The sequence below is a fragment of the Streptomyces sp. NPDC046866 genome (genome assembly GCF_040704625.1).
Lineage (GTDB): Bacteria > Actinomycetota > Actinomycetes > Streptomycetales > Streptomycetaceae > Streptomyces.
The window spans coordinates 1-25,879 of record NZ_JBEYXN010000033.1 but is presented as its reverse complement, the minus strand read 5'-3'; the positions used below and the strand labels follow the sequence as shown (position 1 = coordinate 25,879).

Genomic DNA, 25,879 nt, shown 5'->3' with positions numbered 1-25,879 from the left:
GCCTTGCCCTCGTCCGGGAAAGGAGATTCACATTCCGAATTTCGCTCTTGCCAGGGGCTGTTGGAATGTGATCGTATGAATGAGAAGGCGCTGCCGCGAGATCCCTGTCTGCAACGGGTGAAGTATTCCGGGCCGCCCCCCACTGGCATCAAAGCCGCATCCCATCCCCTGCTGTTGGACGTGAGTTGTATTCCACCGTCCACATCGTGATGTTTTCCGTGACCCGTGTGAGAGGGACCGATGGAAACCAAGGACATTACCGAGCACATCTATTACCCCGTCAGCGACTACAAAATGGCGCGCGGTGAGGGTGTCTACCTCTACGACGAGGACGGCAAGAGCTACCTCGACTGCGCTTCGGCGACGTTCAACCTGAGCCTGGGGTATTCCCACCCGGCCGTGATCGCCGCCATGAAGGACCAGCTCGACAAGGTGGTCCACATCACCTCCTCGTACCAGAGCGACCCGGTCAACGGGCTCGTCCAGCGGCTGGTGGAGGTCTCCCCGGACGGCCTGACGAAGGTGCACCCCAAGGTGTCGGGCGGCTCGGCCGCCAACGAGGGCGCCATCAAGATGGCCCAGATGGCCACCGGGAAGTCCGAGGTCATCACCCTGTTCCGCAGCCACGTGGGCCAGACGATGATGATGACATCGATGTCGGGCAACGCGTTCCGCCGCGAGCCGTTCCCCACCCTCTTCCCCGGCAGCCTCCAGGTGCCGGACCCGTACTGCTTCCGCTGCTTCTACGGGCAGCAGAAGGAGACCTGCGGAATGATGTGCGTGGACCGGCTGGAGGACTTCGTCGACTACGCGAGCTCCGGTCGCGTCGCCGCCGTCCTCATCGAGCCGATTTCCGGGAACGGCGGAAACATCGTCCCGCCGGACGGCTACATGCAAAAGCTCCGGGCCTTCTGCGACGAGCAGAACATCGCCCTCATTTTCGACGAGATCCAGACGGGTATCGGCCGCACCGGCCACATGTTCGCCGCCCAGTACTTCGATGTCGAGCCCGATGCCATCACCACGGCCAAGGGGCTCGGCGGATCGGGTGCGCAGGTGGCGGCGATCCTCACCAACGAGCGGCTCGCCGGCCTTCCCGCCAGCCACCATTCCTTCACCTACGGCGCCAACCTGCTGGCCGCTGCTGCGGCGAACGTCACCCTCGACATCGTGCGGCAGCCGGAATTCCTGGCCAATGTCACGCGGACCGGCGATTACATCATGGAACGCCTCCACGACATGAAGCGCCGCTATCCGGCCATCGTGGACGTCCGCGGCGTCGGCCTCATGATTGGTTTCGAGATCGCCGAGGCGGACGGCAAGCCGGCCGTGAAGCTCACCAACCACCTCGCCACCAAGGCCATGGACCACGGGCTGATCCTGCGCACGTCGCGCTACGGCTACGGCAACGTCCTCAAGATCCGTCCGCCGCTGATCCTCACCATGGACCAGGCCGAAGAGATCTGCGACAAGCTGGAGAACCTCTTCCTGGCGGAGCTGGCACGATGACCGACGCCCACCCCTTGAAGCAGCTCCTCATCTCCCTCGGCCGCCACGTCCGCTCCGAGCTGCTGGCCTACGAGGCCCACGGCCGCGAGCGCCGGGTCCACGGCGACTCACCGGGCGGCGACGCCCAGTTCGATGTCGACGAGGTGGCGGAGAAGGCCGTACTGGACTACCTGCGCGCCCATGCCGAGGTACCGATGGCGCTCTACACCGAGGACGGCTCCTACATCGAGCTCGCGCCCGACCCGCAGGTCCTCCTCGTCGTCGACCCGATCGACGGCACCCGTCCCACCTCGGCCGGGCTCGAGATGGGCATGGTGTCCATCGCGGCCGCCCCGTACGGCGACGGGGCCCCCACCCTCGCGGACGTGGACGCCGCATGCCTGGTGGAGATCAAGAGCGGTGCGTGGCTCTACGGGGACGCGGTCGCAGGACTCGACAGCGGCGGCTTCGCCGCCCCGGTGCCGCGGCTGAGCCGGAACACCGACCTGACCCGGATGTTCTGGTCGATCGAGTTCAACGGCCACCCCATGGACCTGATGACCGAGGCCTACGCGCACCTCGTGGACCGGTCGGCTAACACCGGCGGCATCTTCGTCTTCAACAGCAGCACCTTCTCCATCTCCCGGATCATCACCGGCCAGCTCGACGCGTACGCCGACATCGGCAACCGCATCCTGCGCGACCACCCGGAGACCGAAGAGGAGTTCCTGCGGGTGGGCCGCGGCTCGATCCTGCACCTCTTCCCGTACGACATCGCCGCCGTGGTGTTCCTCGCCCGGCTCGCCGGCGTCGTCATCACCGATGCCTACGGCGACGACCTCGGCAGCACCTCCCTGGTGGACCTCGGCCCGATGAACCAGAAGTCCTGCATCGCCGCCGCCACCCCCGAACTCCACAAGCAGCTCCTGGAGTCCATCCGCTGGGACCTCGGCCGCGGAGCCTCCACGCCCACGAGTGAGGAATCATGAAGGCCCTGACGCTCACCGCCGACCGCACGCTCGCCCTGGTCGACCACCCCAAGCCCGAGCCGCTGGCCGCCGACGACGTCATCATCCGCGTCACCCAGAGCGGCATCTGCGGCACCGACCGCAGCGTGCTCGTCGGCAAGTTCCCCGCCGAGACCGGCGTGGTGATGGGCCACGAGGCCGTCGGCGTCGTCGACGCCACCGGTCCGGGCGTCACCCGCTTCGCCGTTGGCGACCGGGTCATCGTCAACCCCACCCTGTACTGCGGCACCTGCCCCACCTGCCTCGAAGGCCACTGGAACTTCTGCAGCCGCAAGGCGGGCACCGAGGTCGGGCTGGACTACGACGGCTCCTTCGCCGAGTTCATGCGCCTGCCCGAACTCTTCTGCCACGCCATACCCGACGGCATGAGCTTCGACCGGGCCGTCGTCGTCGAGCCGCTCGCCTGCGCCCTGAACAACATCGAGGCCGGCCGGCTCGCGGCGGGCGAGACCGCCGTGGTGGTCGGTGGCGGCCCGATGGGCGTCGTGACCGCCATGGCCGCCCAGCTCCACGGGGCCACGGTGCTCCTCGTCGAGCCCGACCCGGTCCGCCGGCAGCTCGCCCGGGAGGTCTTCGACGCCCCCGAGTTCGGGGACCGCGTCAGCATCCACACCCCGGACGACCCGGAACTCGTCGAGCGCGGCGACCTGGTCGTCGACTCGGTCGGCAATCTGCTGGAGCAGAGCATCGGCTACGCCGCCGTCCGCGGACGGGTCGTCATCATGGGCTTCAACAGCAACGCCTCCGCCACCCTGCGCCCGCTGGCCGTCCTGCAGCGCGGGCTGCAGATCATCGGCGCCGGCGACTACAACAGCATGATCTTCCCCAAGGCCGTCGAGCTGGCCCGCCGGCTGCCGCTGGAGCGCGTGGTCACCCACCGCTTCGGCCTGGCGGACCACGAGGAGGCGTTCAAGGCCCTGGCCGCCGTGCCCGGCGCCGAGTACGCCGCGCTGAAGGTCGTCCTCGTACCGCCGCACTCCGGGGCGGACCGGTGAGCGCCGCCCCGCGTGCCCGGCTGGCAGGAGCACTGGTTCCCGGCACCACCCGCCCGGTCGTCGTCGGCGAGTACCCGTACTACCGGGCGGACCCCGCCAACTGGGCGTCCAACCTGCGGGAACTGCGCGCCCTGGGCGTGGACGTCGTCTCCTGCTACCTGCCGTGGCGCTTCCACGAGATCGACGAGGGCGCAGACCGCTCCTTCGACTTCACGGGCAAGACCGACCCGCAGCGCGATGTGGTCGGCCTGCTGGAGCTGGCCGCCCGCGCCGGTCTCGGCGTACTCCTCAAGCCCGGCCCCTTCATCCACGCGGAGGTCCAGCTCGGCGGCCTGCCCGACCGGCTGTGCGGTCCCGGCCACACCCCGTACCGCGGGCTGGACGGCACCGTCCTGACCTCGCAGGGCAAGCCGCTGCCCAGCCTCCTGGACCCGGCGGTGCAGGCCGAGACCGAGATCTGGCTGAAGGCCGTCGCCGACGAGGTCGTCGCCGGGGCCACGGCCCCCGAGGGCCCCGTGGTGGCCCTCCAGCTCGGCAACGAGGGCACCTCGGGGGACGCCCACCTCCCGATCGACGCGCAGGACGCCTCACCGGCGGCCCGCGCGGGCTTCGCCCGCTGGCTGACCGGGCGCGGCCTGCACGACGAGGCGGCCTGCACCGCCGAGGACGTCACCCTGTGGAGCAGCGCCCTGCGGCAGCTGTGGTCGCAGTGGTCCGGACAGGCCATCGTCGACCTGTGGGACCGGATCTCCGGCCTGTTCCCGGCGGGGCCCGCCCGGCTGGCGAACGTGTCCCTGGCCGGACTCACGGCGCCGCGCGCCGCCCTGGACGCCTGGGCCGCGCGGCAGCGCGCAGTCCAGGGCTCCGGGCACCACATCGGTCACACCGAGTGGGTGGGCAACCCGGCCCGCGACACCGCCGCGTTCGGCTCGCACCTGGCCGGCATCCTGCTCGGCGACACCGACGTGGTCGAGGCCAACTGGGGCTTCACCTGGACCGACGCGACCTTCGCCCAGCCGGCCACCCCGGTCTTCAACGCCCTGCTCGCCCTGCTGCTGGGGTCCACGACCGTCAGCGTCTACACCGCCTGCGCCACGGGCAACTGGGGCGCCGAGGTGGACATGGACCCCGACGGACTGCGCTCCGAGGGCGTCGACCCGGCCCTCCACGCGCCGCCGTACAGCCCCGGGGCGCCGCTCGCCGAATCCGGCGCCCACCAGGCAAACGCCGAAGGGCTGCGCCTGCTGGCCGCGTTCCTTGACCGCTTCGGGGACCTGCTGCTCGCCAGCACCCCGGACCGCGACGCGGTGGTCCTCGTCGACCGCACGCTGCCCGAGGCCGGTGCCTGGCAGCGCACCGGGCGTACGGTGCTCGCGGAACTGGCCGACGCCGTGCACGCGCAGCTGGCCGACTCCGGCCGGCTGGTCGGCCTGGGCTGGCTCGACGGCGCCGGGGAGCCGGCCGACGGCGGCGTACGGCCTCCGGTGGCCGTCCTGCGGGCCGGCCACGCCGACGGCACCGACGGCCCGGGCGTGCTGACGCTGCCGGCCGGTGAGCCCGCCGACGGAGCGGTCGCGGCCTTCGTCGCCTCGTTCGTCGCCGCGCTGCCGGCTCCCGCAGGTCCGCGCTGGACGACGGCGCACGGCAGGGCACGCGTCCTGAGCCGCTCCGGGCCGGGAGGCGTGCGCATCGTCGGCGCCTTCAACCCCACCGAGGGCGACGACCGGGTCACCGGCACCGGCGCGAGCTGGGTCCTGGACCTGCCCGCCGGATCGGCCGCGGTGGCCGTCACCCGCGACGGCGAGCTCCTGGGGTGGCTGGCCACCCCCGAACCGCCGTCCACCACCCCCGTCGCCCTCACCTGGGCCGGCGAAGAGGCCGACGCGGCACGCGTCCGGGCCTCCTGAGAACGCGGGCGGCGGGAGGACGTACCTGACAGCGCGCCTCCCGCCGCCCGCTCCCCCACCCTGCCGCCCTCGGCACCCCCGCCTTCCTGCGTCCCGCGGACCACCCTGCCGCCGGGCCCCTCCCACGAGCGAGATGGCGCCATGCACCCGAACTCCCCCGACCCCGGTCCCGAAGCCGCCCCCGGCCCGGGCCCCCGCCCCGAGCCGCACCTGCGCCCGGCCGGCCCGCAGACCCTGGGCATCCTGGCCGACCTCATCGCGCAGGAACAGCCCGTCTTCGCCATGCCGTCCTGGTTCGTGACCACCGAATCCGCCCAGGCCGGCCACCTCATCAGCGAGTTCGTCCGGGAACTGGGCGGCCGCCCGGCCGGAACCCCCTACCGCAGCTTCTTCGCGAACTCCCGCTACGAAGCACTGCACGGCGCCGTCAAGCTGCTGCGGCACCGGGCCGCCGCCACCCACGCCGCCCACCGCGGCCGCGTCCTGGTCCTCGACCCGGACGGCACGTTCACCCGCCGCGCCGACCCGCTGGGCGAAGGCCCCGAACGCGCCCTGGCCCCGGGCCTGCTGGCCCACGCCGGCGTGGCCGAGCTGGGCGCGGCCCTGGACGGCACCGCCGTGTGCGGGCTCGTCGTACGCGCCCCCGAACGGCTCGACGCGGGCGCCCTCGACGCCGTGACGGAACTGGCCCGCCGCGCCCGGGCGGCCGGGGCCCGGATCGCCCTGGACCTCAGCGACATCGCCCCGGACTGCCCGGCCGAGCCCGCCGTCCGCGCGCTGCGCCCCGACCTCGTCGTCCTCGGCGAGTCCCTGACCGGCCACGAGGTCCCCTTCGGCGCGTTCACCGGCACCCCCGACGTGTTCGCGCCCTGGACCACCCCGAAGACCGGCTTCCTGCACTCCAACACCTACGGCGGCAACAGCGTCGCCATGCGGGCCGTCATCGCCCGGCTGCTCCCCCGCTGGGACGCGGCCGCCCCGGTGCACGCGCGGCTCGCCGCTGCCGCCGCCGACCGCCAGGCAGCCCTCGACCTGTACGCCCGGCACGTGAACCCGATGACGGTCCGCATGCACCGCAAGCTGCACGGTGCGCTGAACGTCGTACGCGCCAAGGGCTCGCGCCTCACCGTCCGCCTGGACTCCGGCCGGGAGCTGGACCTGGTGGACGGGCTGTGCGGGGCCGGGCTGGGCGTGGCCGGCCACAATCCCACCGACGCACTGACCGACGTCGTACGCGCCCACGACCCCGCGCGCGACCATGTGGGGGAGCTGGAGGAGGTCCTGGCCCGCGAGACCGGGCTGCCGCGCACCTTCCCCGCGGTCAGCGGGGCCTCGGCGGTGGAGAGCGCCCTCACCCTGGCCCGGCTGGCCCGCCCGCGGCAGCGGCGCATCGTCGTCTTCAAGCACAACTACGGCGGCAAGACCCTCGTCTCGCTGTTGGCGACGGCCGCCGAGCGCACGCGCGCGCCGTTCGGCCCGCTGTACGACGACATCCGCTACATCGACCCCTTCGCCCCGGAGGCGGTGGAGGAGTTCCGCAAGGAGGCGGCCGGCGGGGCCGTCGGGCTCGTGTGGATCGAGCTGGTCCACGGCAGCTCCGACGCCTACGCCCCGATCCCGGGGCCGCTCCTGGACGCCGTCACCGAGGGCCGGGCCGCCCACGGCTACCTGGTGGGTGTCGACGAGGTCCTGACCTCGTACTACCGCTGCGGTACCCGCTTCGCCCACGAGGGCCGGCTGCCCCACGTCGACCTCATGAGCCTGTCCAAGGCACTGAGCTACGGGTGCTTCCCCACCGGCGCCGCGCTGGTTTCGCAGGAGGTGTACGACGCCGCCCGCCGCTCCAACCCGCGGCTCGTGGAGGAGCTGCGCACCCATCACGCCCACGGCTTGGGCGCCCACTTCGCCCTGCAGGCCGTCGCCCAGGTCGATGCGCTCGGCCTGCCCGAGCGGGTGGCGGCCCTGTCGCGGACGGTGCGCTCCGGTCTCGCCGCGCTGGACGCCGGCCCGCGCGGCGTCGTGGGCCGGCGTTTCGCCGAGGGTCTGCTCGGCAGGCTGGAGCCCCGGGTCCCCGGACTGCTCGGCCGTTTCGTCGAGCCCGAGGGCGAGCGGATGACGTACGCGCTGATCCTGTGGTGGATCACGCGCGCCCGCGCCTTCGTCGTCTACGACGTCTTCCTGCTGCCGCTCACCGCCACCGAACGGGAGATCCGCCAGGTCATGCGCGGTGCCCGCAGGCTCTCGCGCACCGGGCCGGCCCGACTCCTCGCGCACGCGGCGCTGTTCCGCCTCGGCCAACGCCTGGCACGGCGCCCGTCCCCCGGCTCGTCCCGCGGCAGGCCGCGCGGCCCCTTCCGTCTTCCGAGCAACCCCAGGAGCACGACATGAGCACGCAGAACGTCGAGGTGGTCCGCCGCTTCTTCCAGCTGTTCGAAGAGGGTCGGCTGGCCGACATCGAAGCCCTCCTGGCCCCCGATTTCGAGTGGGTCTACCACGGCCCCGCCTCCCTGCCGTGGGCCGGCGTCCGCCGCGGCGTCACCGGCTTCCGGGAGTTCTTCGGCATCGTCCGCGAGCTGATCCAGGTGCAGGAGTGCATCGCGCACGAGTACCTCGACGCCGGGGACCGGGTCGTCGTCCTGGGCGTGAGCCGCACCCTGGTCCTGGCCAACGGCGCACGCTACGAGGCCCAGTGGATGAACGTCTTCACCGTCCGCGACGGGCTCATCTCGCGCTACCTGGACCTCTACGACACCGCCAGCGTCGTCGAGGCCCTGCACCGCGCGCCGCAGGAGGGGAGCGCGGCCCCGTGAACGCACCCGCCACCTCCCTCGGCGCGGCGTTCACCGCCGTGGCCCGCGCCCACCCCCGGCGCACCGCCCTGGTCCAGGGCGATCTGCGGATCGGCTACGGCGAGCTCGCGGCGCGTGCCGCGTCGGCCGCGCGCCGGCTCGACGGCCGCCTGGATCCCGGCGAACCCGTCGGGATCTGCGCCCGCCGCTCGGTCGGTACGATCGCCGCCCTGCTCGGCACGGTGCTGGCCGGCGGCGCCTACCTGCCGCTCGACCCCGAGGCGCCCGACGAGCGGCTCCGCGCCCTCACCGCGGACAGCCTCGTGCGCACGGTGTTCGCCGCCGCGGGCGACGTCTGCCGGCTGCGGGCCGTGCTGCCCGCCGGGGTGAGGGTGCTGCCCGTCGAGGAGCACGCGCCGGAGCCCGGCGCGCAACCGCCGTACGACATACGGGATTTCGCCGCGACGCAGGGCCCGGACTCCCTGGCGTACGTGATCCACACCTCGGGCAGTACCGGCGTCCCCAAGGGCGTCGAGGTCACGCACCGCTCGGTCCTGGCCCTGGCCAACGCGCCGGAGGCCGGGCTCGGCCCGGACGACGTCGTCCTGCAGCTCGCCCCGCTCCACGTGGACCCCTCGGTCTTCGAGATCTGGGGGGCGCTGCTGCACGGCGCCCGGCTCGTCCTTCCGCAGGCACACCGGCCCGGGGTGCACGACATCGGCCGGGAGTGCGCCCGGCACGGGGTGACCGTGCTCCGGCTGGCCGCACCGCTGTTCCGGCTGGCGATGGAGCACATCACGGCGGACCTGCGCGGGCTGCGCCTGTGCATCTCCGGCGGCGACCGGGCCGACGTGCGCGCCGTGCGCACCGCTCTGCGCGAGCTGCCCGGCTGCCGGATCGTCAACGGCTACGGTCCCACGGAGACCACCGTCTACGCGTGCTGGCAGACGTTCGACGGGCCGGGCGACTGGGACGGCGGCTGGGAGGACGTGCCGATCGGCCGGCCCTTCGCCGGGGCCACCGCGCACGTCCTGCGCCCCGACGGCACTGCGGCCGCGGCCGGCGAGGAGGGGGAACTGTGCATCGGCGGCGCCGGCGTGGCCCGCGGCTACCGCGGCCGGCCGGAGCTGAGCGCCCAGCGGTTCGTGCCCGAGCCCGGCCGTCCCGACCGCACCGCCTATCTGACGGGTGACCGGGTCCGGCTGCTTGCAGGCGGTGAGCTCGCCTTCCTCGGGCGCTTCGACGACCAGGTCAAGATCCGCGGTCACCGGGTCGAACCGGTGGAGACGGAACGGGCGCTGCTCGCCCACCCGGCGGTCCGCGAGGCGGTCGCGGTCCCCTACGGCGCCGCGGACGACCGGCGGCTGGCGGCCTACGTGGTCCTGGCACCGGGCACCGAGCTCGCGGGCGGTGCCGCCGGCGCGCTGACCGCGCACGCCGCCGGCATCCTGGCCGGGCCGGCGGTCCCCGCGGTCGTCACCGTCGTGGCGGCACTGCCGGCCACCGCCAACGGCAAGCCGGACCGCCGGCTCCTCGCCGACCTGGCGCAGCAGGGGGCAGCGGGCCGGGCGGCCCTGGCGACCGCCCCGTGCCCGGACGGCGGGGTCGCCGCACAGGGGACCGTGCGGGCGGGGACGTCCGCGGCGGAACGCTCCGCGCTGCAGGCCGTCACCGGGCACTGGGAGGCCGTGCTCGGCCGGGCCGCCGGCCCCGACACCGACTTCTTCGCCGTGGGCGGCGACTCGCTGTCCGCCATGGCGATCCTGGCCCGCCTGGAACGCGACCAGGGCGTGGCCCTCACCCTCGCCGACCTGTTCGCGGCTCCGACGCCGGGAGCCCTGGCGGCCCGTGTGGCGGCTGCCGCGACCGCGGGCGCGGGCCCGGCCGCGGTTCCGCCGTCGGCTTCGGCCCCGGCCGGTTCCCCGCAGGGGAGCGACGAGTGGCTTCCGCTGACGGCCGGCCAGGAGGGGATCTGGTTCGAGCAGGAGGCCGCCGGGAGTCCCGCACGGTACGTCATCGGGCGCGGCTTCCTCGTCGAGGGGCCGCTGAGCCTGCCGCGCCTGAGGGAGGCTCTGGGCCGGCTGGGACAGCGGCAGGCCGCACTGCGGACCGTGGTGCGACGCGACGCCGACGGCTGGCGGCAGAGCCTGTCCGCCGACCCGGGCGCCACGCTGCGCCGCCTCGACCTCACCGGCGTCCCGGCCGGGGAGCGTGAGGGCCGGGCCCGCGCCCTGATCGCCGAGGAGCTCGCGACCGCCCCGGACCCCGAGGGCACCCCGCTCCTGCGCTCCCTGGTGCTCACGCTCGACCGCCACCGCACCCTGGTCCACTTCGCGATCCACCACGCCATCGCGGACGACTGGTCCCTGGACCTCTTCCTCGGCGAGCTGTCCGCCCTGTACGCGGACCCGGCCGCCGCCCTTCGGCCGCTGCGCACGACCTATCCCGACCAGCTGCGCCGCGTCCTCGCCCCGCGGCCCGAGCGGCTCGCCGAGGCGACGGACTTCTGGCGCAGCGCGCTCGACGCAGGGGCGGCGGCCCTCGACCTGGTGACCGACCGTCCCCGGCCGGCCGTGCTCAGCGGGTCCGGCGACCGGGTCCGGCTGCGGATCGGTCCACAGCAGTGCGCCCGGCAGGCGCAGGCCGCCCGTCGGCACGGCGTCAGCCCGTACATGCTGTGCCTGGCGGGGGTCCACACGGTCCTGGCCGCGCACGCCGAGCGCGACACCCTGACCCTCGGCACCCTGGTCGCCGGCCGGGGCGGGGCCGGTGTGCAGGACCTCGTCGGCTGCTTCGTCAACCTGCTGCCCGTCCGCATCGAGGCGGACGCGGACACCACGGTCGCCACCCTGCTGAACCGCGTCCTCGCCGCGTGTACCCGGGCCCTGCACCACCAGGACGTTCCCTTCCAGGCGGTGGGACGGGAGCTGGCGCCGGCCACGGCCGCGCGGGCGGCCGTACCGTTCCAGGCCGTCGTCAACTACCGCCAGGGCCCGCCGGGTGCGCTCGTACTGCCCGGCGCGCACACCACGCCGTGGGAGGCCGGGGACCGCAGCGCCGCCACCTTCGAACTGGCCTTCACCTTCCAGGAGGCCGGTGACGGCCTCGACATCGAGGTGGAGTTCAGCACCGACCTCTACGAGCGCCCCACGGCGCAGCGGCTGGCCGGCCAGCTGGCCGCCGTCCTCGACCGCCTCACGGAGGGCGACCTGCCGCTGCGGGACGTGACGCTCTTCGAGCCGGGAGAGCACGAACGCCTGCTCCGCGGACCGGTGCCTGCACCGCGGGGAGCCGACACCACCCTGCCCGCCCTCTTCGCCCGGCAGGCCTCGGCCCACCCGCACAAGACCGCCGTGGTCGGGGCGGGCGCCGACCTCACCTACGCCGAACTCGACCGCGTCTCCGACACCGTGGCCGCCCGCCTCACCGCCCGGGGCATCCGGCCCGGCGACCACGTCGCCGTGTGCCTGGAGCGCTCACCCCTGCTCGTCACCACCCTCCTCGGGGTCCTCAAGGCCGGCGCCGCCTACGTCCCTCTCGATCCGGCCTACCCCGCCGCGCGGTTGCGGCACTGCATCGAGGACTCCGGCGCCGGGGCGCTGGTCTGCGCCAAGGACACCTCGGACACGCTGTTCCCGCACGGCCGGGCCGCGCACCCCTCACCGCCGGTGCTGGACGTGGAGGCCCTGACCGCCCCCGGGGAAGCAGCCGCTCCGGCTGCGGCGCCGGGGGACCCCGGCGCACCGGCCTACCTCATCTACACCTCCGGCAGCACCGGCCGCCCCCGCGGCGTCAGCGTCCCGCACCGCGCGGTCGCCAACACCCTCCTCGCCTGCCTCGAGCGGCATCCGTTCACCGCGGACGACGTCTGGCTCCAGCTGACCTCGCCCGGCTTCGACGTGGCCGCCTTCGAGCAGTTCATGCCGCTCGTCTGCGGCGCCACCCTGGTGTACGCGGACGACGCGACCCGCGGCGACGGCGCGGCCCTCACCCGCACGCTGCGCACCGCCGGGGTCACCGTCATGGTGACCGTGCCCTCACTGCTGCGGGCGCTGGACCGCCCCGACCTGGCCGGTGTGCGCGTCCTGCTCGTCGCCGGGGAGCCCGCGGACGTCCACGACACCCGCCACTTCGCCCGGGACCGGGTCGTCATCAACGGATACGGCCCCACCGAGGCCGCGATCCTCGCCACCACGCACCGGGCCCACCCCGACGACCGGCGGGCCCGGGTACCCGTGGGCAGCGCCCTGCCCGGCACGGGCGCCCACGTCGTGGACCGCCGCGGACGGCTCGCCGCCACCGGAGTGCCCGGCGAACTGTGGCTCTCCGGCGCCGGACTCGGCGACGGCTACCGGGGCGATCCCGAGCGGACGGAGCGCCTGTTCACCACCCATCCCGCGCTCGGCGCGGCCGGGCGCGCCTACCGCACGGGCGACCGCGTGCGGAGGCTGCCGGACGGCGCCCTCGACTACCTCGGCCGGCTCGACCACCAGGTCAAGCTGCGCGGCTTCCGCATCGAACTCGGCGAGATCGAGGCCGCCCTCGCCGAGCATCCCGGGGTCCGTGAAGCGGTCGCGGTCCTCATGGGCAGCGGGCCCGACGCCGAACTCGCCGTCGGCTACGTGGGACAGGCCACGCCGCAGGAGGCCCGCACGCATCTGGCGCGGCTGCTGCCCGGCCACATGGTGCCGCGGCTGGCCGTGCCCGTCCCGGCCCTGCCGACGGGCAGCCACGGCAAGGCCGACCGGCCCGCGCTGGCGGCGCGGCTGGACGCCCACCGGCGGCAGCAGCCTGCGGGCGGCTCCGCCCCGGACGGGCCGCGCAGCGGGACGGAGCAGCGGCTGCTCGGCCTGTGGGAGGAGGTCCTGGGCGCTCCTGTGGGCTCCGCGGACGACGACTTCTTCGCGCTCGGCGGGCATTCGCTGCGGGTCATCCGGCTCCTCGGCCGCATCGAGCGGGAGTACGGCGTCCGGATCCCGGTCGCCGACTTCCTGGCCGCGCCGACCGTACGCGCGGTGGCCGGCCTGCTGCGCGGGCCGGGCACGGCGGCCGCCCCGGTGGGGCCGGGCGACGCACCGCTGGATCCCGCCGTCGTCTTCACCGCCCGGCCCGGTCCCGTCCGCGCGGACGACGCGGTCCTGCTCACCGGGGCCACCGGGTTCGTCGGCTCCCACGTGCTGGCAGAACTGCTGGGCCGCACCTCGGGCCCGGTCCTGTGCCTGGTCCGGGCAGCGGACGCAGGAGCCGCCCGGCGGCGCCTGTCCGCCGCCCTGCGCCGCCACGGGCTGCGCGACCACGCCGCGGACCCGCGCGTCGTGGCCGTCCCCGGCGACCTCTCCCTGCCCGGCCTGGGCCTGGACGGCACGGACCTGCGCAGCGAGCTGAGCCGGGCGGCGACCGTCCTGCACCTGGGCGCGGAGGTCCACCACGTGTCCGGCTACCAGCACCTGGAGGCGGCCAACGTCCGGGGCACCGCCGAACTCCTGCGGATCTGCGCGGAGGGCCGGCCGGCCCGCTTCCACCACATCTCCACCCTCGGCGTGTTCCGGGACGGCTCCCGCGGCGCGCCGCCGCGCACCATCACCGAGGCCACGCCGGCGACGGGTGAACGCCACCCGCGCGGCCGCGGCTACGCGGCCGGCAAGTGGGCGGCGGAACACCTCGTCGCCCAGGCCCTCGAGCGGGGCGCCGACGCGCGGATCTACCGGCTCGGCCGGGCCGGCGGGAGCACGGGCGGAGCCGTCAGCGAAGACGACTTCCTCAGCCGTCTGCTGCTCACCTCCGCGGCCCTGGGCTGCCACCCCGACGATCCGCGGCTCGCCACCGACGCCCTGCCCGTCGACGCCATGGCCCGTGCCCTGGTGGCCCTGGCCCTCGCCGAGGGCGCCCCGGGCGCAGTCCACCACCTGCACCAGCCCCGGCGCACCCCGCTGTCCGACCTGGTCGCCGTCCACGAGCGGCGCACCGGCCGCACCAGCCAGGCCGTCCCCCTCGACGGCTGGCTGCACCGCCTGGACGAGGCGGCGGCCGCCGGCTGCGCCCTGCCCGCGCTCGCCTACCGCGAGCACCTGCGGGACCTGCGCGACCACCCGGACGCGGGCCGTCTCGACCACCGCAACGACGCCACCCTCACCGCCCTGCACGCCCTCGGCATCACCCTGCCCGCCCTGGACGACGCGATCGTCGGCCGCTGGTGGGAGAGCCTCGACCGGAGCACCCGCGATGACTGACCCGACCGCCGAACTGCCCTATCCGATGGACCGGCAGTGCCCGTTCTCCCCGCCCCGGGAGGTCACCGCCGTCCGGGAGGCCGGCGAGACACCCCGGGTGACCCTGTGGAACGGGGTCCGCCCCTGGCTGTTCACCCGTTTCGAAGACGCCCGCACCGTCCTGTCGGACCCCCGGTTCAGCGCCGACAAGAGCCGCCCCGGCTATCCGCTCTCCAGCGCCGTCGCCCTCGCCGAGACGGCCGTCGAACCGACCCTGCTCGTCATGGACAACCCCGAGCACGACGCCGTACGGCGCCTCGTCCTCGGCGAGTTCACCGTCCGGCGGGCCGAGCGCTGGCGGCCCGCCGTGCGCGCCGTCGTCGACGACCGCATCGACCGCATGCTCGCGGGCACCGAGGCAGACCTGGTGGCCGACCTGGCGCTGCCCGTCGCGCTCACCGTCATCTGCGAGTTCCTGGGCGTGCCCCACGAGGACCGCGAGCTCTTCCGCAGCCTGACGCACACCATGAACGTGGTCGCGGGCAGCACCGAGAGCGCCGCCGCGGCCCGGCAGGCCCTCCAGGACTACCTGGAGGAGCTGGTGGCCGCCCGCGCGCTGCACCCGCAGGACGACTTCATCGGCCGGATGGCCGCGCGGCACCTGCCCGACGGGACCATGACCCCCCGCCGGCTCGCCGCCATGGCCCTTCTCCTGCTCACCGCGGGACACGACACCACCGCCAACATGATCTCCCTGGGCGTGCTGACCCTGCTGCGCCACCCCCGGCACTTCGCCGCGCTCCGCGCCGACGAGGATCCCGATCTGCTCGCCGGGACCGTCGAGGAGATGCTGCGCCACCTCACGGTGGTCCAGCGCGGCATCCGCCGGATCGCCGTCGAGGACGTCGAGGTGGGCGGTCGCCTGGTGCGGGCCGGGGAGGGCGTGGTCGCCGCGATCAACGTCGCCAACCGGGACCCGGAGCGCTTCCCCGCCGGTGAGGATTTCGATCCGACGCTGCGCGCGCACGGCCACCTCGCCTTCGGGTTCGGGCCGCACCAGTGCATGGGCCAGTCGCTGGCCCGGGTGGAACTCCAGGAGGTGTACGCCGCCGTGGCGCGCCGGATCCCGACGCTGCGCACCGCCGTGCCCGTGGAGGAGATCCGCTTCAAGTCCGACATGGCCGTCTACGGGGTCCACGCCCTGCCCGTCACCTGGTGAGCGGCCGGATCGCGCGTGGATCCGGCTCTGCTTCTGCTTCTGCCTCCCCCTCTGCCGCCGTGCCCTCCCCTACCCCCCATACCTCGAAGGAGCCGACCCCGTGAAGGTCACCCTCGACACCGAGCGCTGCGTCGGCGCCGGCCACTGCGTGCTGTCCGCTCCGCAGGTCTTCGACCAGGACGAGGGCGACGGCGTCGTCCTGCTCCTGGACCCCGAGCCGGCCGAGGCGCTCGCCGGCGCCGTCCACGAGGCCGCCGACCTCTGCCCCGCCCAGGCCATCCTCGTCTCCGGTCCCGACGGACGGCCGGCATGACCGCCGCCCTCATCGCCGCCCTGCGTGCCGCGGTGGGCGGCGGCGGGCTGATCACCTCGGCGGAGGCCGCCGCAGGCTACGCCCACGACATGATGCCGCTGGCCCCGCACGGCAGGCCGCTCGCGGTCGTGCTGCCCGCCTCGGCCGCGCAGGTGCAGGCCTGCGTACGAGCCTGCGCGGCGGCGGGCGTCCCGATCGTGCCCCGCGGCGCCGGGACGGGTCTGACCGGGGCCGCCAACGCCGTCGACGGCTGCGTCGTCCTCGTCACCACCCGGATGAACCGGATCGTCGAACTCGACGCGGACAACCGGCTCGCGGTCGTGGAGCCCGGCGTCGTCAACCAGGACCTGAAGACGGCGGCCGCCGCCCGCGGCCTGTTCTACCCGCCCGACCCTTCCAGCCTCGACAGCTGCACCCTGGGCGGCAACCTCGCGACCAACGCCGGCGGGCTGTGCTGCGGCAAGTACGGCGTGACCGGGGACTACGTCCTCGGGCTGGAGGCGGTCCTCGCCGACGGCTCCCTCCTGCGGACCGGCCGCCGGACCGTCAAGGGCGTCGCCGGATACGACCTCACCCGGCTCCTCGTCGGCAGCGAAGGCACCCTCGGCATCATCACGCAGGCCACCCTGGCGCTGCGCCCGCTGCCCGCGGCACCCGGCACGGTCATCGCCGCCTTCGACTCGGTGGCGCAGGCGGGCGCCAGCGTCAACCGGGTGGTACGGGCCGGCCTGGTGCCCTCCCTGATGGAGATCATGGACGCGACGTCGCTGCGGGCCTCCTCCGCCTACCTCGGTACCGACCTGGCCGGTGAGGGGGAACAGGCCCTGCTGCTGTGCCGTTCCGATGCGGCGGGGGCCGCCCGCGAGGCCGAACTCGAGGCGCTGGAGCGCCTGTTCCGGGAGGCGGGTGCGGTGTACACGCACGCCACTGCGGATGCGGCGGAGGGCGCCCTGCTGCTGCGGGCGCGCCGGGTCAGCCTCGCCGCGCTGGAGGCCCGGGGCGCCTGCATGACCGAGGACGTCGCGGTGCCCCGGACGCGCATCGCCGAACTCATCGAAGGCTGTGCGCGGATAGGCGACGACGCGGGGCTGACCGTCGCAGTCGTGGGCCATGCCGGCGACGGCAACATGCACCCCACCATCCTCTACGACCGCTCCAGCACCGACCAGTATGCGCGCGCACGCACGGCGTTCGACGCGATCCTGGCTCTCGCCCTCTCCCTCGGCGGCACCATCACCGGGGAGCACGGCGTGGGCAGGCTCAAGCAGGACTGGCTGGAGCGGGAGCTGGGCCCGGTGGGTGTGCGCGTGCACCGCGCCCTCAAGGACGCCCTCGACCCGGGCGGACTGTTCAACCCGGGCGGCATGCTCGTCCGGCGGGCGCCCGGGATCCACCGTGATCGCTGAGACCTGGCGGACCGTGGCCGGGCTCCCGCCCTCCCTGCGGACGCTCTTCCTCACCACGCTGGTCTTCCGGACCGGCACCATGGCCTATCCCTTCCTCACCCCCCACCTGCTGCGGGGCGGGGGGCTGGACGCGGGCTCGGCGGGTCTGACCGTCACCGCCTTCGGCGTGGGCGCCCTCGTCGCCGACCTCGCCGCCGGCCGGCTCCTCGGGCGGCTGCACCCGCACGCGCTGATGAAGGGCGGCTTCCTGCTGGGCGCCGCCGCCGTTGCGGTGGTACCGCTGCTGCACGGTCTGCCCGCGCTCGTCGCGGGGGTGCTGGTGTGGGGGTTCGCGTACGAGATCGTGACGCCCGCCTCGTACGCGGCGACCATCGCCGGGTCGCGGCCCGAGGAGCGCAAGGTCGCCTTCTCCTGCCACCGTCTCGCGATCAACCTCGGCCTGGCGGCAGGACCCCTGTTCGGCGCGCTGCTCTTCGGGCTCGGCCCGTACACCGTGTTCTGGGCCAACGCGCTGTGCGTCCTGGCCGCGGGCGCCTTCCTGCACGACCGCGACCGCCGCGACCGCCGGGCCGGCCGTGTTCCGGTCGGCCCGGACGGTGGCCCGGACGGCGGGCCGGGTGGGGGGACGGAGGGGCGGGCGCGGGTCCGGCGGAGGCCCCAGCGGCCCGAACGGATCCGCTTCTGGACGGTGTTCGGCCTGTCCCTGCCCGTCCAGCTGGCGTACGCCCTGCCCTCGGTCTTCGCCGGCGCGTACGTCATCGTCGGGCTCGGCCTGCCGGGCTACTGGGCCGGCGTCGTCTTCACGGTCAACGCCCTCGGGATCGTCCTGTTCGAGGTCCCGCTGAACGTCCGGATGGCCCGGGTCGGGGACCTGGCCACCCTGCTGACCGGATACGCGTTGGCCGGCGCGGGGTTCCTGCTCATGGCCCTGGCCGACACGGGGCCGGAGCTGGTCCTCGCCACCCTCGTCTGGACCGCCGGGGAGATCGTGGTCTTCCCCGGCCTGCTCGACTACGTCAGCCGCGTCTCCGGTCCTGCGGCCGACCGCAACATGGGCCTGTATTCCGGCGGTGTCAACCTCGCCTTCATCACGGCCCCGCAGCTCGCCCTGCACCTCTCGGGCCCCGGGCACCCGGGCACCCCGTGGGCGGCTGCCGGAGCGGCGGTCTGCGTCGCCTGCCTGCTCCTGCTCGCAGCCAGCACCCACCCGTACACCTGGCACAAGGAGGAACCGTGCACAAGCGTGACCTGACCCCTTTCATCGGCGTCGAGTACACCGGGCTCTCCCACGCGGAGCTGGCCCGGCCGGAGGTCTTCGAGGACGTCGTCGCCTCCCTGCACCGGCGCGACCTGGTCGTCGTCCGGGGCATCGACCTCACCCCGCAGCAGCAGATCGGCCTCGCCGCCCGCATCGGGCGCCCCATCCCCTTCCTGCTGGCCGACTGGCGCCACCCCGAGTTCGCCGAGATCCTCGTCTCGTCGAACGAACGCAGGGCCGGCCGCCCCGTCGGGATCGAGCGGGTCGGCCACTTCTGGCACCAGGACTCCTCCTTCGAAGCCGACCCGTCCGCCTACACCGTGCTGCACGGCGTCAACGTGCCCCAGGACTGCGGGCACACCGTCTTCGCCTCCGCCTCCGACGTGTACGACCGGCTGCCGCAGGAGTGGAAGGCGCTCCTCGAAGACCGCACCGCACTGCACACCCTCACCAAGCAGCAGCGCATCGCACCCGAGCACGTGGGACTGTCCATCGCCGAGGTGCGCGCCCTGGTGGCCCGGCAGTACCCGGCCGTCGAGCATCCCGTGGTCCGCCGCGACCCGCACACGGGCCGCCGCTTCCTGTACGCGGCCCGGGCCTACACTGACCGGGTCCTCGGCCTCGACGCCAACCAGAACGAGGCGTTCTTCGACCTGGTCGACATCCTCCTGGCCGATCCCGACCGCACCTACACCCACCGCTGGACCCCGCAGGACCTCCTGCTGTGGAAGACGGCCACCACGTACCACGTGGCCACGGACCTGCCGGCCGGCGTCTCCCGCACCGTCCACCGGGTCAGCGTCGCCGCCGCCTGAGACCACCCCGGTCCCCCTCCCCTCTCCCCCGCCCTACCAAGGAACACTCCATGCCCTCACCGGCCCCCACCGGCCCGAGCCGGCCGCCCGTCGGCGTGATCGTCGACGGCTACTCGGTCGGCAAGTACCTGCCGGCCGCCTTCCGCAAGCTCGGCGCCGACGTCGTCCATCTGCAGAGCACGCCCGCGTTCCTGGACTCCGTACCGCCGCCGGACCTGCGCCCCTACCTCGCCAACGTGGTGCAGGACACCGCCGACCCGGGGCGCACCGCGGCCCGATTGGCCTCCTACGCTCCCTGCGGCGTGCTGCCCGGGCAGGAGACCGGCGTCCCGCCGGCCGACCGGATGGCCGAACTGCTGGACCTGCCCGGCAACCCGTCCGCCACCTCCGCCGTGCGCCGCGACAAGTACCGCATGATCGAGGCGCTGCGCGCCGCGGGCATCCGGTGCGCCGACCAGCTCAAGTCGGACGACGCCGGCGAGGTGCTCGCCTGGGCGGCGGCCACCGGGTACCCCGTGGTCGTCAAACCGCTGAGCTCTGCGTCGACCGACAAGGTGTCCGTCTGCCGCGGCCCGCACCAGGTGCGCGCCGCGGTCGCGGAGATCCTCGGCAGCCACGACATCTTCGGACGTCACAACACCGAGGTCCTCGTGCAGTCGTTCCTGGCCGGGACCGAGTACATCGTGGACGTGGTCAGGGGCCCGGGCGGAGGGCGGCGCGTGTGCGGCGTCTGGCGCTACGAGAAGACCCTCATAGGGTCCCGGCCGGTGTACGACCGTGATGTGCTGCTCGACCCCGATGCGCCGCAGGTCGCGCCCCTCGTCGCGTACCTGGACACCGTCCTCGACGCCCTGGACATCCGGTTCGGCGCCGCCCACGCCGAGATCATGCTGACGGCCGACGGGCCCGTGCTCGTCGAGGTGGGCGCCCGGCTGGACGGCCTGATGGACCCGGGCCACCACGACTCCTGCCTCGACGGGAACCAGGCCGACCTGCTCGCCCTGGTGTGCGTACGGCCGGAGGAGTTCGCGCGCAGGTACCCCGGCAACACCCTCTACGGCAAGCACCGGGAAGGGATGGTCGTGCACGTGCAGACCACCCGGGGCGGTGTGGTCGAGGCCGTGGACGAGGACGCCCTCGCGCGGATCAGTGCGCTCGGCACGGTGCACCTCGCCGTGCCGCGGCTGGCCCCCGGGGACCGGATGCGGCCGACCACGGATCTGCTGTCGAGTCCGCTGCGGGTCTTCCTGACCGGGGACAGCCGGGAGGAGCTCCTCGCCGACCACCGCCGGATCCGGCTGATGGCCGAGGACGTGTTCCGACTGGCGCCCGGCTGACCGGCCGGCACCACCGAGCGCCACCACCGAGCGACACCGCCGACCGGCGCCGCGTCCCGACCGCCCCGCCCCTGCCCGTCCCACCCCACCCCGCTTTCGTTCCGAGGAGCCCCGTGGCCGTACCGATCCGCGCCGACCTGGTCACCGTCCCCGACCTCAACATCCCCGCCACCGCACCCGACGCCGTCCTGCTCAACTCCAACGAGGGGCCGCTGCCCCCGCCGCCCGGCGTGGTGGAGGCCATCGCACGCGCCGCCCTCGACGGCCACCGCTATCCCCAGTGGTTCTCCGACACACTGGTCGGCAGGCTGGCGGCCGACCTCGCCGTCCCCGAGTCCCGGATCGCCGTCGGCTGCGGATCGACCAGCCTGTGCAGGGACCTGATCCAGGCCTTCTGCGGGCCGGGGGACGAAGTCGTCTGCGCCTGGCGCTCCTTCGACGCCTACCCCGTGTTCGCCCGGGTCGCGGGGGTCGGCGTGCGCACCGTTCCCCTCGACGCGGAGCACCGGCACGACCTGCGGGCGATGCTCGACGCCGTCACCCCTGCCACCCGGGTCGTCTTCGTCTGCAACCCGAACAACCCCACCGGGACGGCGGTGCGCCGCCGCGAACTGCTCGACTTCCTCGACCGCCTGCCGGAGCGGGTCCTGGTGGTCCTGGACGAGGCGTACCGGGAGTTCGTCGACGACCCCGAGGTCCCGGACGGGCTCGGGCTGGTCCGGGACCGCCCCAACGTGGCGGTGGTGCGGACCTTCTCCAAGGCGTACGGGCTGGCCGGAGTCCGCATCGGGTACTGCGTGGCCGCGCCCTCGGTGGTGTCCGCCGTCCACAAGGTGTCCGTGCCGTTCGCGGTCAGCAGGCTCGCGCAGGCCGCCGCGCTCGCCGCCCTCGACCGCCCCGAGGAAGCGCGGCAGCGCGCTGCGGCGGTGGTCCGGGAGCGGAACCGCTTGTACGCCCGGCTCACCCGGGGCGGGCATCCGGCGACGCCCTCGCAGGCCAACTTCGTGTGGATGCCGCTGGCGGGACGGGCCGCGGACTTCGCGGACTTCTGCGCCCGCCACGGTGTGCTGGTGCGGGCGTTCCCGGGGGACGGGGTACGCGTGACGGTCGGGCTGCCGGAGGAGAACGACGCCTTCCTCTCCGCCGCCGCCCGGTACCGGGCGCAGGCCGGCCCTGCGGAGGGAGCGGCCTGAGGGGCGGACCGCCCGGTTCCGCTACGTGCTCGGGGGATCCGGGCGAGTGGATCCGGGCGAGGGCGTGGCCGGGTGCGTCGCACACGCCTCCCGCGGCAGTTCCCGTACGGAGGGCCGCGGCGCACCGGGAGCCGTGGGCGGCACCTCGGAGGCGTAAGAGCCCGAACCGTCCGCTCGCTGCGGCGTCGGCTACGGCGCTGGTGATCGAACCGTGAGGGACGCACTCGCCGGTGTCGACATGCCGGGCCGCCGTGTAGGCCGCGTAGCGGCCGTTGTCGTACGGCAGTGGTGTGGCACGCACGAAAGAGCGCCGCTTCCGTGCCCCATTCCCCCACTGCGGACAGCTGCGCTGCGCGGTGCAAGCAGGGTCCCGGCCTGTGACCTCGAACCGGAGCACGCCCGAAGCGTTCAGAAGACCGCCTGGCCTACGGCGTACCGGCGGCCTGCTGGGAGCCGGGTTGCTCTGCCGGGCTGCCGAGCCCCTTGTAACGTTCCGGCGTTCGGCGGCACTGACGGGTATGAGCCATGACGACCGGCGTGCGCCGTTCCCCGACCGCACGCTGACGAAGAGCCCGGAGCAGAGCCATGCGCAGGGCCTGGTCGAACTCGGCTCCCCGATCAGCGAGAACATCAGCGAGGAAAGGCTGACAAGCATGACTGCCGAGACGATCGAGACCGTTCCCACCTGCGCCTACCCTGGCTGCACCCACGCGCCCGAGCCGAAGGCTCCCGACGCGGAGGGCCCGGCCTCCCGCTACTGCGACCACCCCGACCACAACGCCCTCGGCGCGTTCCGGAAGTTCCGCGCGAAGCGGCAGCAGCGCAAGGAGGACAAGCGCGCGGCGGCCGCGGTCAGGAAGGCGGCCGAGGAGCAGGCGAGGGGAGCCGCTCAGGCGGCACCGGTGGCCGGGCACTCGTGGGCCGCCTCCGCCGTACCCGGGGCCGAGGTCGTGTCCCAGGAGCATGGACAGGCCCCCGCCGCCGGGACGGCCGAGTCCGCCCAGGCGCGGACGGCGGCCGTGCAGGGTGAGACGGGCTCGGTGGAGGAGGGCATGGAGGCGGTGGAGGCCGCGGCTTCCATGGCCGTGGCCGATTCCGGTGACGGAGCCCAGTCCCGCGACACCGTCGTCGCACTCATCAAGCAGCTCTCGGCCGACCTCCCGGCCTACATAGAGGAGTTGGCAATCATCACCGACTCCGCGGCGGCCGAGGCGCGCATCGAGACGGTCACCCGCGCCTCCGCCCAGCGCATCCTCGCCGCCGAGGAGCGCGCCACGCTCGCCGAGGAGGCGGCCGACATGGCTGTCGCCGCGCTCGACGCCGCGACCGAGAGGTTCGCCCAGGAGACCACCGCCATCCGCGAGGAGGCCGCGCACAAGGTCGCCGACGCCGAGTTCGTCCGGGCCGAGCTGGAGCGCTACCGCGAGCGCGTCGGGATGCTCGAAGTCCGGCTCGACGCCGTTCGTGACGAGGCCGACGAGCTGCGCCGCTCCCGGGTGGCCGCTGCCGTGGCCGCGAGCTCCCCGACCGCCCCCGCTGAGCAGGCACACCTCGCCGAGAACTGCTGAAGGTCGTAGCCGGACCGGAGCGGCGGACGTTCATCCGTAACGTTCGCCGCTCTTGTCGTCTCTGAATGACCAGTGCCCAGGGCGCCGGGGCAGGGGCCAGTGCCGCCTGCGCACCGCGCCCACGAACATGCGAGAAGAAACGGAAGAACCCTCATGTGCCGCAGCAAGCGCCGCAACGCCTTCTGGATCACCACCGCCGCCGTTGTCGTCGTGGCAGCCGTCGGGCTGTACCTCTTCCAGCCCTGGAAGCTTTTCACCACTGACCGCGTGGACGAAGCGGCTCCCGCGGCCGCCGTCCGGCAGGCGGGAGCGGTCAAGCAGGTGGCGAACGGGGCGTTCGTCTCGCACGAGCACGAGACCAGCGGCTCGGTCGAGGTCCAGCAGCTCGCAGACGGCAAGGCGACCCTGCGCCTGACGAACCTGCGCACCTCTGACGGACCGGCCCTGCACGTGTGGCTCAGCGATCAGCCGGTCAAGAAGGGCAACGGCGGCAACCTCGACGACGGCAAGCACATCGACCTCGGCGGCCTGAAGGGCAACGAGGGCAACCAGAACTACGCGATCCCCGCCGGCACCGACCTGAACACGTTCTCAACGGTGACCATCTGGTGCGAGCGCTTCAGTGTCTCCTTCGGTGCGGCCGGGCTGAAGCAGCGCACCTGACGGGGTCGGGCTCGACAGCCCGGGCGCCGCGCGCAGCGTTTGCTCGTGAGGCGCCCGCCGCCCGCGCCGCGGCGGCACGCCGGGGTGCCGGGCGCGCCGGGAACCAGGCCCATGGCGTGTCCCCCTCAAGGAGAGGGGCGCGGTGGGCGACGGTGGGTCGTCACCAGCCCCGAACAAGAGTCTGCTGAGCGGAGTCATGGACGTTCCGAGCGGACCCACCGCACGAGCGTCACACGCCCTGCTGCCAGTCCCGGAAGGCGGAGAGGAGGTGCTGCCTGGCGTCCGACGAGATGCTGTCCGGGGTCAGTTCGCCCGTGGCGGCAATCGTCTGACGGAACTGGTCGAGGTAGTTCTCGCACCCGGAGCACTCCGCCAGGTGCTCGATGAAGCGCCGCTCGTCCCCTTCGGACAACGCGCCGTCGAGGAACTCGGTCACCAGCTCCACGAAGTCGTTGCAGTTCACGCGAGTTCCCTCCCGCCCGCGACGCCATAGGCATCGAACAAGTACGACTCCAGCTTACGGCGCAGCAAAGCCCTGCCCCGATGGAGAAGGACGCGCTGGTTCCCGGGCGAGATCTCAAGGAGCGAGCACACCTCGTCGGATCCGTACCCGGCCACGTCGCGCAGGGTGATCACGGTACGCAGGCGGGGCGGGAGGTCGTCGATCGCCTCCGCGATCACCGAGCGGACCTCGCCGCGCAGCACGTGGTCCTCGGGGACGTGCCAGGAACGCGGCTCCTGCCCGGCGACCCAGTGTCCGGCGTACGGCTCGCCGGGGGCGCGGAAGCGCTCGGCGTCGACCGTCGGTCCTTCCTCCTCCGGCAGCAGGCTGGCGAAGGGAACGGTCCTGCTCTCCTTCGTGCCCCGCGCCTTGGCGGTGTTGACGAGGATCCGGTACACCCACGTCTTCAGTGACGCGCGGCCCTCGAAGCCGTCGATGCCCCTGATGACCGCCAGCCAGGTGTCCTGGACGGCCTCCTCGGCGGAGTCCCTGGTCGACACGAACGACATGGCGAGCCGCAGCATGCCGCCCGACCAGGAGTCCAGGACCAGGGCGAACGTCTCCTCGTCACCGTCGCGGAGGCGCTGCACCAGAACCTCGTCCGGGGGTAGTTCGCGTGGGCCCGCCATTTTCTCTCCTTGCCGGACGTCAACTGGAAGGGCCAGCCTAGGACAGTCGGGCGGTGCGTCCATCCGCGGGGCGCGTTCGTTCATCTCCCGACGAGAACCGTCACAACCGCTCCGGCAGCCGCCGAGGTCAGTCGCGCGGCCTGCTGCGCAACGCCGCGAGGAGTTGATCGCGTGCCGCGGAGGGCAGGCGCGAACCGCTGCCCAGCACCCTGAGCGAGGAGTCCTTCGCGCGCCTGATCTCCGCCCTGACCCTCGTGTTCGGCCGGGAGGCGCAGATCGCCCTGCGCGATGTCCGCGGCCTGGACCCGCAGGCCGAGCAGGAGGCCATCATCTGGGCCGCACGCGCTCTGGTACAGGCGGGGCGATCAACGAGAGGTGACCTTGACTCAGGGGCCCGGTGCCGGCGGGCGGCTGTTTGCCGGGGGCGGGCGGGAGGGTTCGGTGTTCGGTCTGTTACGGTCGCCTCGGCGCGAGCCCGCGCGAACACGACTCCGGTGCAGGGAGGTTGATGAATATGGCCGTCAGCGGCCCTCTTCGCCATGCCCTTTTCCGGTCCGCGC

At 73.8% G+C, this 25,879-nt stretch carries 18 protein-coding genes; 16 read left to right on the top strand and 2 right to left on the bottom strand.

The window, feature by feature from the left end:
- The first annotated feature begins 240 nt into the window (after positions 1 to 240).
- From AB0953_RS31905 to AB0953_RS31830, 16 genes are all read left to right on the top strand, one after another.
- The gene (locus AB0953_RS31905) at positions 241 to 1,509 is read left to right on the top strand and encodes an aspartate aminotransferase family protein (protein WP_366863071.1); all 1,269 of its coding nucleotides are present in this window, start codon (positions 241 to 243) and stop codon (positions 1,507 to 1,509) included.
- Complete coding sequence (locus tag AB0953_RS31900) at positions 1,506 to 2,477, top strand: inositol monophosphatase family protein (protein WP_366863070.1); 972 nt, start codon at positions 1,506 to 1,508, stop codon at positions 2,475 to 2,477. The genes AB0953_RS31905 and AB0953_RS31900 overlap by 4 nt, the downstream gene beginning before the upstream one ends.
- On the top strand, positions 2,474 to 3,511 hold the full coding sequence (locus tag AB0953_RS31895; RefSeq protein ID WP_366863069.1) for an alcohol dehydrogenase catalytic domain-containing protein: 1,038 nt from the start codon (positions 2,474 to 2,476) through the stop codon (positions 3,509 to 3,511). Before AB0953_RS31900 ends, AB0953_RS31895 begins: the two co-directional genes overlap by 4 nt.
- A complete protein-coding gene (locus AB0953_RS31890) occupies positions 3,508 to 5,418 on the top strand; it encodes a beta-galactosidase (RefSeq protein WP_366863068.1) in 1,911 nt (636 codons plus the stop codon). The genes AB0953_RS31895 and AB0953_RS31890 overlap by 4 nt, the downstream gene beginning before the upstream one ends.
- A gap of 141 nt (positions 5,419 to 5,559) precedes the next feature.
- Positions 5,560 to 7,806, top strand: coding sequence for an aminotransferase class III-fold pyridoxal phosphate-dependent enzyme (locus tag AB0953_RS31885; protein WP_366863067.1), 2,247 nt, complete (start codon positions 5,560 to 5,562; stop codon positions 7,804 to 7,806).
- Entirely contained in the window at positions 7,803 to 8,228 is a 426-nt protein-coding gene (locus AB0953_RS31880) for a nuclear transport factor 2 family protein (RefSeq protein ID WP_366863066.1), read from the top strand. The genes AB0953_RS31885 and AB0953_RS31880 overlap by 4 nt, the downstream gene beginning before the upstream one ends.
- A complete protein-coding gene (locus AB0953_RS31875) occupies positions 8,225 to 14,437 on the top strand; it encodes an amino acid adenylation domain-containing protein (RefSeq protein ID WP_366863065.1) in 6,213 nt (2,070 codons plus the stop codon). The genes AB0953_RS31880 and AB0953_RS31875 overlap by 4 nt, the downstream gene beginning before the upstream one ends.
- Positions 14,430 to 15,635, top strand: a complete 1,206-nt coding sequence (locus AB0953_RS31870; protein WP_366863063.1) for a cytochrome P450 — start codon at positions 14,430 to 14,432, stop codon at positions 15,633 to 15,635. The genes AB0953_RS31875 and AB0953_RS31870 overlap by 8 nt, the downstream gene beginning before the upstream one ends.
- 100 nt (positions 15,636 to 15,735) lie before the next feature.
- Positions 15,736 to 15,948: a ferredoxin gene (locus AB0953_RS31865; protein ID WP_366863062.1), complete on the top strand. Its 213-nt coding sequence runs from the start codon at positions 15,736 to 15,738 to the stop codon at positions 15,946 to 15,948.
- On the top strand, positions 15,945 to 17,354 hold the full coding sequence (locus AB0953_RS31860; protein ID WP_366863061.1) for an FAD-linked oxidase C-terminal domain-containing protein: 1,410 nt from the start codon (positions 15,945 to 15,947) through the stop codon (positions 17,352 to 17,354). The genes AB0953_RS31865 and AB0953_RS31860 overlap by 4 nt, the downstream gene beginning before the upstream one ends.
- Positions 17,344 to 18,606, top strand: coding sequence for an MFS transporter (locus tag AB0953_RS31855; protein ID WP_366863060.1), 1,263 nt, complete (start codon positions 17,344 to 17,346; stop codon positions 18,604 to 18,606). Before AB0953_RS31860 ends, AB0953_RS31855 begins: the two co-directional genes overlap by 11 nt.
- On the top strand, positions 18,588 to 19,427 hold the full coding sequence (locus AB0953_RS31850; protein WP_366863059.1) for a TauD/TfdA family dioxygenase: 840 nt from the start codon (positions 18,588 to 18,590) through the stop codon (positions 19,425 to 19,427). Before AB0953_RS31855 ends, AB0953_RS31850 begins: the two co-directional genes overlap by 19 nt.
- Positions 19,428 to 19,477: 50 nt before the next feature.
- A complete protein-coding gene (locus AB0953_RS31845) occupies positions 19,478 to 20,764 on the top strand; it encodes an ATP-grasp domain-containing protein (RefSeq protein ID WP_366863058.1) in 1,287 nt (428 codons plus the stop codon).
- A gap of 113 nt (positions 20,765 to 20,877) precedes the next feature.
- Positions 20,878 to 21,957 (top strand): histidinol-phosphate transaminase, encoded by a 1,080-nt coding sequence (gene hisC / locus AB0953_RS31840; protein ID WP_366863057.1) that lies wholly within the window; start codon positions 20,878 to 20,880, stop codon positions 21,955 to 21,957.
- A 518-nt stretch (positions 21,958 to 22,475) separates the two neighbouring features.
- Entirely contained in the window at positions 22,476 to 23,525 is a 1,050-nt protein-coding gene (locus AB0953_RS31835; RefSeq protein WP_366863055.1) for a hypothetical protein, read from the top strand.
- 153 nt (positions 23,526 to 23,678) lie between these two features.
- A complete protein-coding gene (locus AB0953_RS31830) occupies positions 23,679 to 24,188 on the top strand; it encodes a DM13 domain-containing protein (protein ID WP_366863054.1) in 510 nt (169 codons plus the stop codon).
- A gap of 229 nt (positions 24,189 to 24,417) precedes the next feature.
- Here the strand turns inward: AB0953_RS31830 and AB0953_RS31825 are convergent, their stop codons facing one another.
- Both AB0953_RS31825 and AB0953_RS31820 read right to left on the bottom strand, forming a co-directional pair.
- Positions 24,418 to 24,651: a zf-HC2 domain-containing protein gene (locus tag AB0953_RS31825; RefSeq protein WP_361910948.1), complete on the bottom strand. Its 234-nt coding sequence runs from the start codon at positions 24,649 to 24,651 to the stop codon at positions 24,418 to 24,420.
- A complete protein-coding gene (locus AB0953_RS31820; protein ID WP_366863053.1) occupies positions 24,648 to 25,319 on the bottom strand; it encodes a sigma-70 family RNA polymerase sigma factor in 672 nt (223 codons plus the stop codon). The genes AB0953_RS31825 and AB0953_RS31820 overlap by 4 nt, the downstream gene beginning before the upstream one ends.
- Positions 25,320 to 25,879: the final 560 nt, after the last annotated feature.